The following is a 15,289-nucleotide window of genomic DNA, read 5'->3' as shown; positions in this document are numbered from 1 at the left end:
AGAATATTTGAGCTGAATATTCTGTGGATTTGATCTGTATAAATGTTTGTTTTGCCTATAAGATAGGGAAAAAAGAGTAAAGTTGAATCGAATTTGGAGATGATAGAGTGGTAAACTTGCAATTAAAGGATAGAGAAAACATAGTCGAACGGAAAATTCGCTATGATTCTACCATAGAAGAATATCAATGCAAACTTCTTCAATCGGATAAAAGGAAAATCACTCTCTTGCATCAAGTGGAAAAGTCATTTGAAATGAGGAAAGGCAAACAAAAACTAGTTATTCCGAAAGGGACCTATACGTTTGCTTATTATTGGTTGGATCAGCCATATAATTTATACTTTTGGCGAGATGCAACTGGAAAATATTTAGGAGCGTATTTCAATATTGTGAGAAAAAATTGGTTTCAAAATGATATGGTTATCTATGAAGATTTAATTATTGATATTGTCGTTAAACCTAATCAAATGTATTATATTTTGGATCAAGAAGAATTACCTCAACCCATTGAAACGTTTGAAAAAGGGTTTGTTCAAAAAGCATTACAACAATTGTTAAAGCGGAAAGATGGTATTCTTGCAGAGGTATCTAGAGAAACAGCAGATTTGTTTCGCCTATAAAATGGAGCTATGTACGTATTTTTAAAGGGAAGCTCCAGATCATTGCAGCAAACTTTAGAATATCCTAAAAAATATAGTATGCTCATCTTTCTTTTGTTAAAATTTAACTTAAATTGGCAGGCTTTATTTGAAAGGATGAAGAGCTTGACTATTACCCACGAATTTGGAATCATTGAAAATTTCAATAAACAGTATGTATATAATCATTACACTCCAGATATTTATGATTGTATACCTGTAAATGATGATTTTATACAAGAGCTGATAAAACCATTAGCGATGATGAAAACATACTTCCAACATCTGAACGACCGGCTAAAGGTTTAGCCTATTACGGAATAACACTTATTCCTCCTGAATCGTTACCATTTTTTTTAGATATCGTTGCGTCTAAAAAATCAGGGCAGCTTATTGATCTAGCTCGAAAAATAACAGCAGCGCAGGAAGCAGAAAAATACATGATTCACTATGGGATTTAAGCCATAGTAAATCATGTAATTTTGTCGCTTTATTTTTTACTTTTACCTTGAAAATAAGGAATATCTAGAAACGTAAGACCTATTGCTAAGCCAAGAGAGGTAAAAGAAAATGCAAAAGTCTTCTGATTCGGATGAAAAAAATAAGAAAATAGATAATTAACTAAGCTGAATAAGAGAAACAGGCAAATACATTGCGATACCTTCTTTGCCAATAAAGACCAGCTAAAGTTTTTCTTCCACGTGAATACTGCCATCCATAGTAAGTAAAATATAAAACAAAATAGGAATATGATATATCCAATGATAAAATAAAAGGGAAAAGTGGTAGTAAAATCTTTATAGATAAAATAAAAAGCTATTCCAGTTAGGAGGAAAAAAATAATATATAAAAAAGGGTTAGCCTGCTAAAAAAATTATTCATATTACACCTTTTTCTAACATTTATTAATGCTATGATTCTAGTATTACACTACAATAATTATAAGCGAAAGTGGTAGATTAATCCAGCAGGCTAAAATAAATGTCAGTAAGAGAGTTAAACTTCATCCTCATCATCCAAATCTCTTCCTTTTTTATTCCGTAAATAATAAGTATAAAGTACAGGTATGATCCCGCATATAAATACTATTCCGCCAATAAGAACACCATTTAAGATACGCTCTCTATCAGAGAGGATTATTAGAATTCCAATAAGCACGGAAAGCAGAGTGACAATAGTAATAGAAAGAGATAGTCCCTTTTTAGGGTCCTTTTTGCTGTTTTCATGATCGACGCTTATATTCATTGATAGATAGGCTGAAATGATGCTAGTAATAATAAATACATACCATAACGGATTGTCTCTCATTCCAACTAAGCCTTTTGTAATAAGGTCATAGCCTAATATGCCAATAATACCAAGCGTTTGAATGATATAGGCTACTTTAATATTTTGTAAGTTTTTCATAATTAGACGTTCATCTTTTATTTTTTTCACTTTTCTTCCTCCTTGTCTACCCAAAATAATTCATCTAATGTTCTGTTGAGGGAATAACAGAGCTCAAGACAAAGTTTTAAAGTAGGATTGTATTTTCCTTTTTCAATAAGACTGATTGTTTGACGAGTAACGCCAATCTTATCTGCTAATTGCTGCTGGGTTAAATCTGCTTGAATTCTTGCAATTTTAATATGGTTCTTCAAGGCAATCCTCCTTATTGATGGAATGTATATATTACATTATAACTAATATATATTGCTAAATGCAATATATATATTCCGTTTGATGATTGTGATTCCATAAAAAAGAGAGAATCACTACTTAAATTCTCACTTTTTTATCTTCTATTTCTTTGTGAACGTCATTACTTCTTGCAAATTTGGAATAGAAGAGGAGGCCCCTTTCCGTGTTACAGCAATTGCAGCAGCTTTTGCAGCCATTTGCAAGGCATGTTTTATTTCCGCCTGCTGGGAAACTTGACTTAAAAAGTATCCTAAAAAGGTATCGCCAGCAGCGGTTGTATCAACTGCATCTACTTTAAAAGCGGCTTGTCTATGTTCTTCTAAACTATCTTTATAAATTACGCCTTCATTGCCCAATGTTAAGACGACTTTTAGCTGCTTGTTTAAGGATAAAAGCTTTTGAAAAATCTTGTCATTTGTATGTTCATTCGTAATGGCTTTTGCTTCTATTTCATTTAATATTAAGTAATCAATTTTTGAAAAATCTAGGTTGGTAATTGTCTCATCGATAGGTGATGGATTAAGAGCAATCTTTAATCCTCTTTTGTGTGCAGTTTCCACTATGTATGCTAAATCGTTTATTTCATTTTGCAATAACAGTAAATCGTTCTGGGAAAAATTCGCTAAAACTTGGTTAATATGATTGATCGTTATTTCTTTATTTGCTCCGCCTAATAAAAGAATACAGTTTTCACCACTAGCAGAGACTTGAATAATGGCGTGGCCAGTTGTGTTCCCATTCTCACAAATCCAATCAACATTTACATTTGCTTCCGCTAATACTTCTTTTAAAAATAAGCCGTCTTTTCCAATATTCCCTCCGTGGTATACTTGTGCTCCAGCTTTAGCAAGTGCAATTGATTGATTTAATCCTTTTCCGCCCGGAAATTCTTCATAATTCGTAGAAGATAAAGTTTCGCCAGCAGAAACAAAGTGAGGAACCGAATATACTTTATCAATATTTAAAGAACCAAAATTCAAAATCTTCAAGTCTTTCCCCCCATAGTTTTTAACTTATTTATAGAATATCACTGATTTTACTTTAAATAAACGGGTTAAGTTTGTTAAAGTAATAAGATAAGAGGAATTATTAGGAAATTTTAGGAGCGTTTTGGGTAGTAAGCAAGACATGAAAACTGATTGGTTAAAGGCTTATTTATAAGGAGGAGCAAAATATGAAGCATGCCTTAATTATTGGAGGCACAGGAATGCTTTTTGATGTGTCTGGATGGCTGGCTGAGCAAGAGGATTGCAGATTATCTATTGTTGGCAGAAAAGCTGCCCCAATAAATAGTTTAATAGATAACCTGGACGATAAAACGAAAATAACCCCCTTACTGGTTGATTATACAAATCACACTGCGTTTAGGGAGAAATTAGAATGGTCTATACAACAGAATGGACCAATTGATTTGGTTGTAGCATGGGTTCATTCGATAGGAAAAAATGCTTTGAATATAGTAAAGGACGAACTTTCCGAAAGCAGACAGAATTGGCGTTTGTTTCACATTACTGGGAGCAGCTCGGATTTGTCCAAAATAAAGAAGGAACTAACGATTCCCCCTAATTGCAGCTATCATCAGATTCAATTAGGATTTATTGTGGAGAATAGCGTCTCCAGATGGCTTACACATAAAGAGATTTCAGCTGGGGTGATTGATGCCATAAAAAATAATTGGAAGAGAAAAGTAGTAGGTGTAGTGGAACCATGGGAGAAAAGACCATAGACAGTGTTTAAAAAGGAAATGGAGGAAAAAAGATGTCAGAAGATTTTTATTGTGACGAAGTTCTTAGTGGAAAAACAAAGGTTAGAAAAGTGATGGAAACTGAAAATGTGTTAGCATATTATCATACAAAACCCTTTTATCCAGTTCATATAGTAGCAATTCCCAAAAAACACATCGCTTCTCTTATTGCATTAGAAGAAGGAGATAATCATTTACTATTGGAGCTTTTGGGCGTTGTAAAGCAAGTAGCTGCTACCGTGACAAAGGAACATGGTGCATGCAGAGTTATCACCAATCTTGGCAAGTATCAAGACTCCAAACATCTTCATTGGCATATTGTTCATGGCAAACCGCTAAGGTAAATGGTCGAATCTAAAAATATAGTAAAATATCATTATTCATTTCAAATACTGAATATTTCTGAAACGGAAATTATTTAATAAGGGAGATTACAAGCTAGGAAGGGGCGCCCCCTATCCTTATGTTCACTATTGAAAAAGGGTTTTATGGAAACTTCATCGGTAAAAGGAATAAAAACCATTTTGTTGTTCAGAAATGGTAGATTAGGAGATCTAGAAATGCTAACCCTTTACATAACAAGACATGGAGAAACACAGTGGAATATAGAAAAAAGAATGCAAGGATGGAGTGATTCAGACTTAACGGAAAAAGGAAAAAAGAATGCAGTATTATTGGGTGAAAGATTGAAAGAGATAGAATTTGCTGCAATCTATACAAGCCCTAGTAAAAGAACGGTCGCAACAGCAAACCTTATAAAAGGAGATAGGCAGATTCCGATTATTTTCGATGATCATTTAAAAGAAATTAATATGGGAAAATGGGAAGGAAAGAAAGCAGAATATTTGAAAGACAGCTATCCAGAAGCATTTGCCCTTTCTTTTGGAATGCCCCTCATCGTTACAAATCCAGCGATGGCGAAGATTTTTTTGCAGTGGAAAAGAGGGTTAAACAAGCATTAAATATAGTGAAAGAAAATTATGCTTCGGGTAATGTTCTGCTTGTAACGCACTCCGTGGTGATAAAGTTATTACTAGCAATTTTTAAAGAGCTGCCAATGGAGAAAATCTGGGAACCACCTTTTATTCATGATACTAGTCTTACTGTTATAGAAATCAACGGTGATATGGGCAGGATTGTATTAGAAGGGGATCTATCACATCGGGTGTAGAGATATTTTGACTACTCCTGTTTATATTTTTTACCACCATTTTATGCTTAAGGCATTAACTTTTTAGATGACTATTTATATAAAATGTTGAGGACGGGAAAAAGATAAAATATGGAAGAAGATTACCGATAAAAAAGAAGAAAGGAGAATTAATGTCGTTTAAAATCAGCAAAAAAAGATTTAAAAATAATTGAAAGCTTGAATTTCAATTGTCTTTTATATTAAGTATAAAATTAATGAAACTAAACAACGATTATAGAGAGACTTACAGGGGGAGAGTTTTTTGCGAAAAAAAGTGCATTTATTTATAGCTATTATACTGCTGTTATCATTATTTGTTCCTTATGGTTCTAACAGCAAAATAAAGGCAGCTTCAAATGCGATATCGATTAATTTCCAAGCAGATGATGCAGTGATTGATCCAAATCGCCCATATATTTATATGGTAGAAACAGGTAAGCCTATTTTGCATAGAGTAAATTATCTAACGGGAGAAATAAAAAAGATAAATCTTAAATACCCAGCAGAAAAAGTGGAAGTATACAAGGACAAAGTCTATGTGACTCAGCATTTAATGAAACATTCATATTATACGGAAAAGGGCTTAAAAGGAGCCATTGCAGAAGTGGATGCCGGAAGTTTTACTTTATTAGATACCTTTCCAATATCCACAGATCCATGGGATATTGCGATCGATCAGAATGGCTACCTTTATATAACTCCTGGTTCTAATCAATGGGAAACTATTAAGGTTTATTCCTTAAATTCGAAAAAAGAAGTAGCAGAAGATGCTGGCGATGATAATACATCCATTTACATGGAATCTAGTATTTCCTACAATGAAAAGTTACACCGTCTTTATACATTGGACTCAGCAATAAGTCCAATAGATGCCTATGCCTATCTAATTGATAATGGCAAGATTGTAGACCATTATGACTCCCCATATCACGGAGACTATCATTTAAGCTCGGAAATGGTTATAAGCCCAGACGGACAATATATGTACAATATGAATGGGGTTGTATTTCGTTTATCAACTGTACAAGAAGAGGATATGACTTTCGATTTTGAATTTAGGATGGCCTATGATGAGGAAAATAATGAATATGAAACTTTTAATGACATTGCCTTTGATGATTCTGGAAGAAGAACTTATATAGCTAGTAGTTTTGGGGGAATAGATGTTTATGGCTATGGATCTGCCGATTATTACTATTCATTAAAAGAAGATTATTTTGTTCATTCTCTCTTTTATCAAAATGGATTAATTGCTATCTATGAAGATGAGAACGGAAATAACTATGTAGAGTATATGAAAAACACTGAGCCGTCTTCCTTTGAATTAACGGATTCATTGTTTTATGATGTTAAAAATGACGTGTGGGCAAGTTTAAGACAAGATAATAGTAATCTGGAAATCGATTCTGAACTTTTATTCTTTTTTAATCAGGGGATTAGATGGAAGGATAGAAATGGAATAACTCTTATGGAGGGGGATAAGAAGATTCCTATTCAAATAGAGTCTGATGATAATTATTTGCATATACTCCCAGAATTATTAACAAAGGGAAAAAAATATAAATTAACGATAAATAAAAATGCTATTAGCGGTTATGCAGGCAAAAGCTTGGATCGTGATATTGTCATAACATTTGGAACGATTGTTGAACCAGTGTCAGAGGTGTTTCTGGAAAAAGATAGTTCACAAGCACCCAAGATGTATACATTTATTGGAGGAACTACGGGAGGAAGCAATCCTCTATATGAGTTTTATATAAAAGACGGGAATAATTGGAAAAAAATACAAAGTTATAGTAGGAATAATAAGCTAGAATGGCAGCCAGCAGGTACTGGAACTTTTCAATTTAAAGTATATGCGAAAAGTTCTGGTAGTAGGAATCTCTATGATTCTGTACGCGAGTTTAGCCAAAAAGTTACAGATACAATAAAGCCGAGTATTACTATTACACAAAAAACTAAGAAACCAACAAACCGAGATATAGAACTCCAAATAACCGCAAAGGATAATTTTGGAATTCGGTATATCCAGCTACCTGATGGGAAGAAAGTGAATAATGAAAACGTAAAGTACATGGTGAAAAAGAATGGAACATATACCTTTACTGTTGTAGATTTGGGAGGAAATAAACAGGTTAAGTCTATAACCATAAAAAATATCGATAAAACACCTCCAAACGAACCTCAAATTAAGGAAGTTACAGATAAGTCGACAACTGTATCAGGAAAAGGAGAAGTAAATGCAAAAGTTGTAGTACTGGCAGGTAAAAAGGAACTAGGAAAAAGTACAGTACAAAAAGATGGTCGTTTCCAAATAAAGATTTCAAAACAAAAGGCAGGAACCAAATTAGTAATTAAGATAATAGACGCAGCTGGGAATAGTACATCCAAAGCAATAAAAGTTATCGACAAGACTCCTCCAGCAAAGCCAAAGATTACGACAAATGTAACATCGAAGACGACACTTATTGCTGGAAAAGCAGAAGCGAACGCAACTATTACTATTTATAATGGAAAGAAATTCGTGCAAAAAACAACAGCTGATGCAAAAGGTTCCTTTAAAATGACAATCAAAAAACAAAAGAAAAATACAAACTTATTGATATATGCACAAGATAAGGCAAAGAATAAGAGTCAAGCAACAAAAATAAAAGTGAAATAAAATAATAGGATATCGTTTGTGTAAGGAAAGGCGATATCCTATTATTATAGTTTTTTCCATAGTTTCTATAATTCGAAGTTTTGGCAGAAATGAGTGAACATTTTGCGATGGGGAGTGGAGAAACATTTTGAATAAAATAGAGCTGATTGAATTAACCGCAGAAAATATACAAGCAAATGGCTGCTATTGTTTAAGAAGCAAACAGAAGTCAACAGGCTATCAAGCAAAAAAAGCATGGTTAATAGATCAATTTGGACAAGGATTGAAATATATTCAACTAATGGAGAATGACAAGCTGGCCGGTTTTATTGAATATACACCCATAGAACATTCCTCCAGAGTAGTATATGGGGAAAATTACTATGTCATCCATTGTCTATGGGTAAATATAACGGGTAAAGGCTATGCAACTCAGCTAATTGAAAAGGTAATTCAAGATGCAAAAAATCATAAAAAGGATGGCGTTATCGTGGTAACAAATCCAACAACCTCTTGGACGCCAAGCAAGGAAGTTTTCTTAAAAAAAGATTTCACTGAACTAGAAGATGCTCCCTATGGATTCGAGTTATTAGTCTACAAAATAAATGAAGCAGCAAATCCATATTTTCCGAATGATTGGGAAGAACGACTGACACTTCATAACAACCAATTAACCATTCTCCGCACAGCGCAATGCCCCTATATCGATATAGCCATCGATAATGTAATAGAAGCAGCTAGTAAATTACAAATAAAGGCAGAAATTCACCATCTCCAAACACGTGAAGAATTATTAAAGCTGTCGCCAACTCCATATGGTGTTTATGGAGTGATTTTTATGAATAAATTAGTCGCTTATCACCGGCTTACAGTTCATTCTGCGATGAAAAGAATGAAGGAATTTATATAAACAGAGAATTACCGAAAGTGGACCTCTTTGCAGGAATCCACTTTTTATTTTTGAAAATATTTAAAAAAAGTAAAACTTTTTAGAACTCTATCCGTCTATACATAGAATTTTTAATAAAGGAGGGGAAATGGTGGAAAATGAGAAAGATAAAATCATCTTAGAATGGTATGAAAAGTTTGGAGAAGCTATTTTTAAATATATTTTCATCATGATTCAAGATTATCAGCAGGCAGAAGATTTAACAAACGATACTTTTTTGAAAGCTTTTATCCACTTGGAAACATTTAAAAGGGATGCAAGTGAAAAAACGTGGCTGTATCGGATTGCTCATAATCTCACCGTCGATATGATTAGAAAAAAGAAGCCGGTAATACTGCTAAAAGAAGCTTTTTTATTTAAAAAAGATGAGAATCCATTACCTGAAGAGATGCTGCAGATCAGAGAACAATCATTAGAAATTTACAAGGCGTTAAGTACCTTGAAATCAACTTATCGAGAAATCATTATTCTAAGAAAATTAAAAGAATTCTCTATTGAAGAAACGGCAGGGATTTTAGGATGGTCAGAGGCTAAAGTGAAGTCGACCTTATTTCGAGCCATGAGAGCTTTGGAGAAAGAATTAAAAAAGGAGGGAGAATTAAATGGAAAAATTATATAAGGAACAACTAGATGCAGAATTGAGGGACTTAGAAGCTGATATATATTGGAATAAAGAACGAAAAGATGCTTTGCATTTAAAGCTGAAGGAGCAGATGAAGAATAATCGGAAAACGAAAAATGCACTTCAACCATTCCCTTTTGTGGCAATTATAGGAGCGGCAGTGATTCTCTTTCTTTTCACTCAAATGGAAATGGAATCACTCCCATTTGAAAAAGGGGCAGCAAAAAATGCAGCTTTCGATATGGAAGCGGATCAAGATGAAAGAGTAGTTTTTACAGTTGAAGAGCAGAATAAAATCGAAAATAAAACAACTGTTTATCTATCAGAGGAAGCGATATTACCATATAACCTAAATACTAAAAATTTATCTTCCATTGTAGTTGTCGGTGAACCAAAAATAAGTGCGAGAAAAGAAAAGCGTTCCATTCTAGTTAATGTTGATTATCCGTTAAAGAATGGCCAATATTTTTCTATCCATTCAGAAAAAAAGCCTAATAATATGCGAGGAAACGGAATAAATAGTGTGGTGAAAAAAGAATACGAGATCACGATTAATAATCAAGAGGCTGTTTTAGTAGATATGGAGAAAAAGCCAAAATTAATACTAAAAACAGATAGATACCAATATACTATCTCGGGTGTAAAAGATGTAAGAGATTTAATCAAAATTGCCGAAATGATAGAATTTTATTGAAGAACAGAATGATAAATTTGTGATTGGAAAATTAATTGTTATTGCTAGCGAGGAAAATCCGAATGGTAAAAATAAGGGAGAGTTAATACATTGAGAAATAGGGGTTCTGTTGTTATTAGCCAAGGGAACAAATTTTGTTTAATTAAAAGAGTAAGAGATAATTCCGTTTATTTTGTTTTTCCTGGCGGAGGAATTGAAGCAGATGAAACGCCCTGAGCAAGCAGCTAAACGGGAAGCATTCGAGGAGTTAGGGGTAACTGTCGAACTAAAAGAATGCCTTGTAGAATTAGAGAAGCAAGGAACTCAGTATTTTTTTCTAGCTGATATCATTCATGGAACGATTGGATCAGGGCAAGGTGAAGAGTTTACTAATTCTAATCGAGATCGTGGCACTTATTTGCCTATGTGGGTAGACATAGATGATTTAACCGTTATGGATGTAAAACCTAATGTCGTAGCTAAAAAAGTGCAAGAATATTTTGCTAGAAAGCATTCATCTTAGAAAAAGTGACCTTTTTTATCGAAGGTCACTTTGCTTTTTTGGTTTTGGAAATTTAATCATATTTTGAGGTTTAATGGTATAATTTTGAAGGGGAGCGAACCGAGTTTTGATCTTAAAAAGCTTATGCTAAAAAAGCATCATAACAGGTTGACTGGTATGAATTTGTATTTTGGAAATTGTTTTGGCTGACAAAGTTGACAAATAAAAAATAGGTAGGCAGACGACATGAAAATAGAAATACGAACATCGCAAGAGAAACCAATTAAATGTTTGGGATAACATTTTTTCTATATCCTGCTCCGTTCTTTCCTTCCACCATCCTGCATTTTTATATAGTTCTATCACCTCGCAAGCCTTCTGTAGGTGCATGGGAAAAGAACAAGCTCATTGGGTTTGCAAGAGCAATATCGGATGGGATTTTTAGAGCGTATATAGAGGATGTTGTTATTTCCAGCTCCTTTAATCGGAAAGGAATTGGCATAAAGCTAATTGCTAAAATGGTAGATGAATTATCTAATATTGATGTTATCAGTTTATTTTGTGAGGAAGATTTAATTTCCTTTTACAACAAGAATGAGTTTAAAAAAAGCAACTCACAGTTTGTCATGCATAAAGTAAAGAAATGAAAATGGATTATACTTCCCTAGTTTTTGATAGGAGTGAGAATTTGAATTTAATAGAAAATATAATTGCAATGAAGGAACAAGAGTTAAAGTACTTCTTAGGAAATGATAAATTGGATGAAATAACATCGGATGAAAAAACAAAACAGAAAGTCATCCTGTCCATGCTTAAACATATTGGCTCCCCTGATAGCGAGTTAAGAGATAACTTGATTTATCAAACATTTTGTCAGTTTATATTGGAATCCAAACTAGATAACGATCTATTAATTGAAATATTAGATATTTGTATAAGTGATCAATTTTTATTTAAAGGAATTGGCGAAAAGAATACAGATTCTGTTTTCACTCGTTCTTTCACCTCTTTATTAATAGCACTTATACTTTATCAAGATAATCGCGATGATTTCTTATCAAGGGCAAAGATCCTTGAAGTGAAGGATAAGTTGATTAGCTATGTACATCTTGAAAAAGATGTGAGGGGATATGTTAGAGAAAAAGGATGGGCCCATAGTGTTGCACATGCAGCAGATGCTTTCGATGAACTTGTCAAAAATAAAAAAATGAAGCAAAGTAATTATCCAGAAATAGTGAAGGCGATTTTGGGTAAAATCTATCAGTCGGAGAGTGTCTATATTCATGATGAAGAAGAACGCATGATTATTCCCATTGTACAAATGGCAGATAACGGTTTAGAGAAGGAAGTGTTGGAATCTTGGATAAAAAATAGGAGGAAGGAGTTAGAGAAAGATAAGAATGAATTAGAGGAAGAAAATTATTGGTTCTTGGTAGCGAATTGCAAAAATTTCTTAAAAAGTTTATCGTTGACAATAATAGACAAACCTTCCTTATCTTCTCTACACCCAGTCGTACTCCATGCTATAAAGGAGATTTATTAACGATGGACTGGATACTATTTGATACGCCAGATTATTTACAGGGAGGTAGTGCTAAACAGCAGCAAGCATATTTAGCATTGAAGAAATTAAAAATAAATGAAATTTTACATTCTTATAAGCCAATTCTTTGCGGAACCATTCCAATTGGAGTGGATATAGAGTCTTCCGACTTAGATATTATAATGGAAGTCTACGAATTTGAAATTTTTAGCCAGATTGTCATCGATTATTTTGGAAAAATGAATCATTTTCGCCTAAAAAGATTAATGATTAGAGAAGTGGAAGTAATAAAAGCAAATTTCTATTTTGATGGCTTTGAATTTGAATTGTTTGGTCAGCCTATCCCGGTTAAGCAGCAATATGCGTATCTCCATATGATAATTGAACACGCCGTTTTAAGGATAAATCCATCCGTAAAAGAAGAAGTACTTATACGAAAGAAACAAGGCTATAAAACAGAGCCAGCTTTTTGTCAGGTTCTAGGATTAAAAGGTGATCCTTATCAGGCGCTGATAGAATACGGGAAAGCAAAGAGATTCATTTAAGTATCAGCAGAAAAAGGCAGGGACAACAGTGGAAAGAAAAATAATCGGTGAATGGAAGTTTTATCAATCTACGAAAAATATTCAAAATAAAGACAAAATTGTAATCTTATATCATGGTTGGGGTGGAACAGCGAAGGGATACATAGAGTTGGCCGAAGAAGTTGCTCAAGAAGGGTATGGCGTATTAATTCCTGACATCCTATATCACGATGAAAGATTTCCTTTAGAAGATCACTTTGATTACAACATTACTCAGCAGTACTTTTGGGATACTATTTTCCATACTATTGATGAATTCAATGATTTTTTAGGCGTAGTAGGAATAAAGAAAAACAGTATCATATTAATAGGCAATTCAATGGGGGGATTTATAGCAAATGGTATTTTTGCGAAAGAGCCTGACATAAGTGGCTTGGCAAACATCAATGGCTCGGGTTCCTTCCTCCTTACAGAAAAATTATTTCGTATACGAGATGATAGAGAAGAGATGTCTCAAGAAGAAGAGAAGTTATTAAAGAAATACGATCCAATAAACACAACGAGGAGTCTATCACCAGTTCTTCTTATGCATGGAGATAGTGATACGATAATTCCAATCGAGAGTCAAGAAAATTATTATAAGTATCTTAGCCAGGAGAAGGGAAGAACCAATGTGGAGTGGGGAATTTTTGAAAAAGTGAATCATGCATTTACACCCGAAATGGTAGAGAAACTTATTGCTTGGTTAAAGGAAATCAAAAATAAGGATGAGTGGATAAGATGGACTTAATATTTATACGACATGGAGAGGGAGAACACACACTTAACCTTCCTGCTAGTTTACAAAAAAGAAATCCTTCTCTCACAAAAAAGGGGAGGGATCAAGCTAATAAGCTAAAGGAACGTTTGCCTTTAACCACTCAGGATATTGTGTTTATTAGCCCCTTAGTAAGGACATTGGAAACAGCTATGCTATGGACTGATGGAGTCGATTGTAAAAAAATAGTAACTCCTTATGTTTCTCCAAGGATGTTCCCTCTCTTAACGAATAAACAAACCTTGCCTTGTGATCTAATGATGGAAAAGGAGAAAATACTAGATATTTTTCCTGTCTTTGAACTAGACGACAATCCCCCTGAGTCATTATGGGAGAACGGATTTAATACTGTTATAGATAGTGAATTTACAAGACAGGCGGAAGAATTTTTAGCAAATTGTAGACATTTAAAAAAAGAGAAAATCTATATTGTTTCACATGACGGCACCATTACTTCCTATCGCCAGTTAATATTAGGGAGACCGTTAAGTAGAGATGATTTTCCGAAAGAGACAGGGTGGTTTCAGATATCATGTTGATTAGGATGGGTGTGTATACCGGTAAAAAGAAAATTTGGTAATCATAAAAACTGGAAACGGATAATAGAAAAGCAATATGCTCAAACGTTTATGAAGACGGAAGAGTTTACAGGATATTTGGCGCTCTTTCATTCAATAAAGGTAGTGGAGTCAGTAACAAAAAGGTATGATCAGAAAGCTGTGTGTATCCTTGAAGATGGCTATATGTGGCTTCATCAGTTTCCCTTATATAAACATCATTCTGTCACTACTATGTTTAATGCAAATGGTGATATTGTGCAGTGGTATATTGATATTTGTCTGGAAATTGGAATAGAGAAAAATGTTCCTTGGATGGATGATTTGTTTTTAGATATTGTAATGCTTCCATCTAACCAAATTTATTTACTGGATGAAGAGGAGCTGGAAAATGCATATAAAGAAAATTCAATCACGAAACAACAGTATAACCTAGCATGGAAAGAAGCGAACGGCATTATAGAACAATTAAAGCGGGATCAATTCCCCTTATTAGCATTAGCTAAAGTACAGAAAAAACAAATGGAGAGGCTGTTAAAATAATTAGAAAGCTTCCTTATACCAATTAATTTATTAAACCAGACAGTTCCAAATTTATACTTTTTTAATTTGAAAGTGTTTTGTCTTTTTATAAGTTTACTAATATTTCTCTCCTTTATCTAAATTTCAATATGAAAAGAAAGGTTAGTAGGGGAGGCTGAACAAAAAAGTAGATGAAAACCACTAAACTTCAAGTGGTTTTCATAAATTTATATTAAACACCCATTATAAGCGTTCCTAGTATGTGGTAAAAAATAGGGAACAAAAACAATACTACATTGGCAATTATACCTACTAGTGATAGGGTATCTCTATTCCGTTTATACCCTAAAAAGCCGATGACTGCTCCAAATGGACACAAAAAGAGCGGCATAAGAACAGGTAACCCTTGAATCTTCTCCAACGGAATGATGTCTGTAAAAAAATTAAGAATCAATAGTCCAAGGACAATAGGAAAAAGAATCGACAGTACACCTAAAAGGCTGCTTTTATTACTTTGGTTTTCTCTGATATTCTGATGCACATTCATACTCCTTTCAGATTTGCTTTTCATAAATTCATTTTTTGAAAACATGACAAGATAAAACTTTATATGTATACTTTACTATACAATTATTGGAAGTGTATGTAATTTTTTAAAAAAAGTTGTATTTTTACATTGAATAAA

Annotated in this window: 20 protein-coding genes and 1 pseudogene; 17 read left to right on the top strand and 4 right to left on the bottom strand. The window is 33.5% G+C overall.

Annotated elements, in window-relative coordinates; translation table 11 throughout:
* Positions 1-107: 107 nt before the first annotated feature.
* Entirely contained in the window at positions 108-620 is a 513-nt protein-coding gene (locus NSS71_RS10030) for a DUF402 domain-containing protein (RefSeq protein WP_235850123.1), read from the top strand.
* Positions 621-764: 144 nt separating this feature from the next.
* Positions 765-947, top strand: a complete 183-nt coding sequence (locus tag NSS71_RS25700; protein ID WP_369988174.1) for a hypothetical protein — start codon at positions 765-767, stop codon at positions 945-947.
* A 687-nt stretch (positions 948-1,634) separates the two neighbouring features.
* On the opposite strand, the gene NSS71_RS10020 is transcribed toward NSS71_RS25700, so the two are convergent.
* The 3 genes from NSS71_RS10020 to NSS71_RS10010 form a co-directional block, all read right to left on the bottom strand.
* Positions 1,635-2,075, bottom strand: coding sequence for a hypothetical protein (locus tag NSS71_RS10020; RefSeq protein WP_047941068.1), 441 nt, complete (start codon positions 2,073-2,075; stop codon positions 1,635-1,637).
* The gene (locus NSS71_RS10015; RefSeq protein WP_047941067.1) at positions 2,072-2,278 is read right to left on the bottom strand and encodes a helix-turn-helix transcriptional regulator; all 207 of its coding nucleotides are present in this window, start codon (positions 2,276-2,278) and stop codon (positions 2,072-2,074) included. Before NSS71_RS10015 ends, NSS71_RS10020 begins: the two co-directional genes overlap by 4 nt.
* Before the next feature lie 141 nt (positions 2,279-2,419).
* Positions 2,420-3,307, bottom strand: a complete 888-nt coding sequence (locus tag NSS71_RS10010; protein WP_047941066.1) for a ribokinase — start codon at positions 3,305-3,307, stop codon at positions 2,420-2,422.
* A 185-nt stretch (positions 3,308-3,492) separates the two neighbouring features.
* Between NSS71_RS10010 and NSS71_RS10005 the strand changes: the two genes are divergently transcribed.
* From NSS71_RS10005 to NSS71_RS09935, 15 genes and pseudogenes are all read left to right on the top strand, one after another.
* On the top strand, positions 3,493-4,044 hold the full coding sequence (locus NSS71_RS10005; RefSeq protein WP_047941065.1) for a short-chain dehydrogenase: 552 nt from the start codon (positions 3,493-3,495) through the stop codon (positions 4,042-4,044).
* A 32-nt stretch (positions 4,045-4,076) separates the two neighbouring features.
* Positions 4,077-4,406, top strand: a complete 330-nt coding sequence (locus NSS71_RS10000; RefSeq protein WP_047941064.1) for an HIT domain-containing protein — start codon at positions 4,077-4,079, stop codon at positions 4,404-4,406.
* Between the two features lie 216 nt (positions 4,407-4,622).
* A complete protein-coding gene (locus NSS71_RS09995; RefSeq protein WP_235844476.1) occupies positions 4,623-5,024 on the top strand; it encodes a histidine phosphatase family protein in 402 nt (133 codons plus the stop codon).
* Entirely contained in the window at positions 4,997-5,233 is a 237-nt protein-coding gene (locus NSS71_RS09990) for a histidine phosphatase family protein (protein WP_235844475.1), read from the top strand. Before NSS71_RS09995 ends, NSS71_RS09990 begins: the two co-directional genes overlap by 28 nt.
* A gap of 283 nt (positions 5,234-5,516) precedes the next feature.
* Positions 5,517-7,916, top strand: coding sequence for an Ig-like domain-containing protein (locus tag NSS71_RS09985; protein WP_053215600.1), 2,400 nt, complete (start codon positions 5,517-5,519; stop codon positions 7,914-7,916).
* Between the two features lie 127 nt (positions 7,917-8,043).
* Positions 8,044-8,805 (top strand): GNAT family N-acetyltransferase, encoded by a 762-nt coding sequence (locus tag NSS71_RS09980; RefSeq protein WP_047941063.1) that lies wholly within the window; start codon positions 8,044-8,046, stop codon positions 8,803-8,805.
* Positions 8,806-8,932: 127 nt separating this feature from the next.
* A complete protein-coding gene (locus NSS71_RS09975; protein WP_047941062.1) occupies positions 8,933-9,463 on the top strand; it encodes an RNA polymerase sigma factor in 531 nt (176 codons plus the stop codon).
* On the top strand, positions 9,447-10,160 hold the full coding sequence (locus NSS71_RS09970; protein ID WP_047941061.1) for a DUF4367 domain-containing protein: 714 nt from the start codon (positions 9,447-9,449) through the stop codon (positions 10,158-10,160). The genes NSS71_RS09975 and NSS71_RS09970 overlap by 17 nt, the downstream gene beginning before the upstream one ends.
* A 90-nt stretch (positions 10,161-10,250) precedes the next feature.
* Positions 10,251-10,662 (top strand): annotated as a pseudogene (locus NSS71_RS09965) (NUDIX hydrolase).
* Between the two features lie 266 nt (positions 10,663-10,928).
* The gene (locus NSS71_RS09960) at positions 10,929-11,288 is read left to right on the top strand and encodes a GNAT family N-acetyltransferase (protein WP_053215599.1); all 360 of its coding nucleotides are present in this window, start codon (positions 10,929-10,931) and stop codon (positions 11,286-11,288) included.
* Positions 11,289-11,329: 41 nt separating this feature from the next.
* Complete coding sequence (locus tag NSS71_RS09955; RefSeq protein ID WP_053215598.1) at positions 11,330-12,184, top strand: DUF2785 domain-containing protein; 855 nt, start codon at positions 11,330-11,332, stop codon at positions 12,182-12,184.
* Positions 12,185-12,186: 2 nt separating this feature from the next.
* The gene (locus tag NSS71_RS09950) at positions 12,187-12,729 is read left to right on the top strand and encodes a DUF4269 domain-containing protein (protein WP_047941060.1); all 543 of its coding nucleotides are present in this window, start codon (positions 12,187-12,189) and stop codon (positions 12,727-12,729) included.
* A 28-nt stretch (positions 12,730-12,757) separates the two neighbouring features.
* A complete protein-coding gene (locus NSS71_RS09945; RefSeq protein WP_235850598.1) occupies positions 12,758-13,498 on the top strand; it encodes an alpha/beta hydrolase family protein in 741 nt (246 codons plus the stop codon).
* A complete protein-coding gene (locus NSS71_RS09940; RefSeq protein ID WP_047941058.1) occupies positions 13,489-14,064 on the top strand; it encodes a histidine phosphatase family protein in 576 nt (191 codons plus the stop codon). Before NSS71_RS09945 ends, NSS71_RS09940 begins: the two co-directional genes overlap by 10 nt.
* A 9-nt stretch (positions 14,065-14,073) precedes the next feature.
* The gene (locus NSS71_RS09935; protein WP_236691774.1) at positions 14,074-14,625 is read left to right on the top strand and encodes a DUF402 domain-containing protein; all 552 of its coding nucleotides are present in this window, start codon (positions 14,074-14,076) and stop codon (positions 14,623-14,625) included.
* A gap of 211 nt (positions 14,626-14,836) precedes the next feature.
* Here NSS71_RS09935 and NSS71_RS09930 read toward each other — a convergent pair whose 3' ends face one another.
* Entirely contained in the window at positions 14,837-15,145 is a 309-nt protein-coding gene (locus NSS71_RS09930) for a hypothetical protein (protein WP_235850459.1), read from the bottom strand.
* Between the last annotated feature and the right edge of the window lie 144 nt (positions 15,146-15,289).

It is taken from the genome of Niallia sp. FSL W8-0951 (assembly GCF_038006525.1).
Lineage (GTDB): Bacteria > Bacillota > Bacilli > Bacillales > Cytobacillaceae > Niallia > Niallia circulans.
The sequence above is the reverse complement of the archived record's forward strand: the minus strand, read 5'-3'. Positions and strand labels throughout refer to the sequence as shown.

Excerpts from the sequence above, each read along its gene's own strand:
- NSS71_RS10005 (WP_047941065.1), top strand. The coding sequence starts at position 3,493 with ATGAAGCATGCCTTAATTATTGGAGGCACAGGAATGCTTTTTGATGTG.
- NSS71_RS10000 (WP_047941064.1), top strand. The coding sequence starts at position 4,077 with ATGTCAGAAGATTTTTATTGTGACGAAGTTCTTAGTGGAAAAACAAAG.
- NSS71_RS09995 (WP_235844476.1), top strand. The coding sequence starts at position 4,623 with ATGCTAACCCTTTACATAACAAGACATGGAGAAACACAGTGGAATATA.
- NSS71_RS09975 (WP_047941062.1), top strand. The coding sequence starts at position 8,933 with ATGGTGGAAAATGAGAAAGATAAAATCATCTTAGAATGGTATGAAAAG.
- NSS71_RS09970 (WP_047941061.1), top strand. The coding sequence starts at position 9,447 with ATGGAAAAATTATATAAGGAACAACTAGATGCAGAATTGAGGGACTTA.
- NSS71_RS09960 (WP_053215599.1), top strand. The coding sequence starts at position 10,929 with ATGTTTGGGATAACATTTTTTCTATATCCTGCTCCGTTCTTTCCTTCC.
- NSS71_RS09950 (WP_047941060.1), top strand. The coding sequence starts at position 12,187 with ATGGACTGGATACTATTTGATACGCCAGATTATTTACAGGGAGGTAGT.
- NSS71_RS09940 (WP_047941058.1), top strand. The coding sequence starts at position 13,489 with ATGGACTTAATATTTATACGACATGGAGAGGGAGAACACACACTTAAC.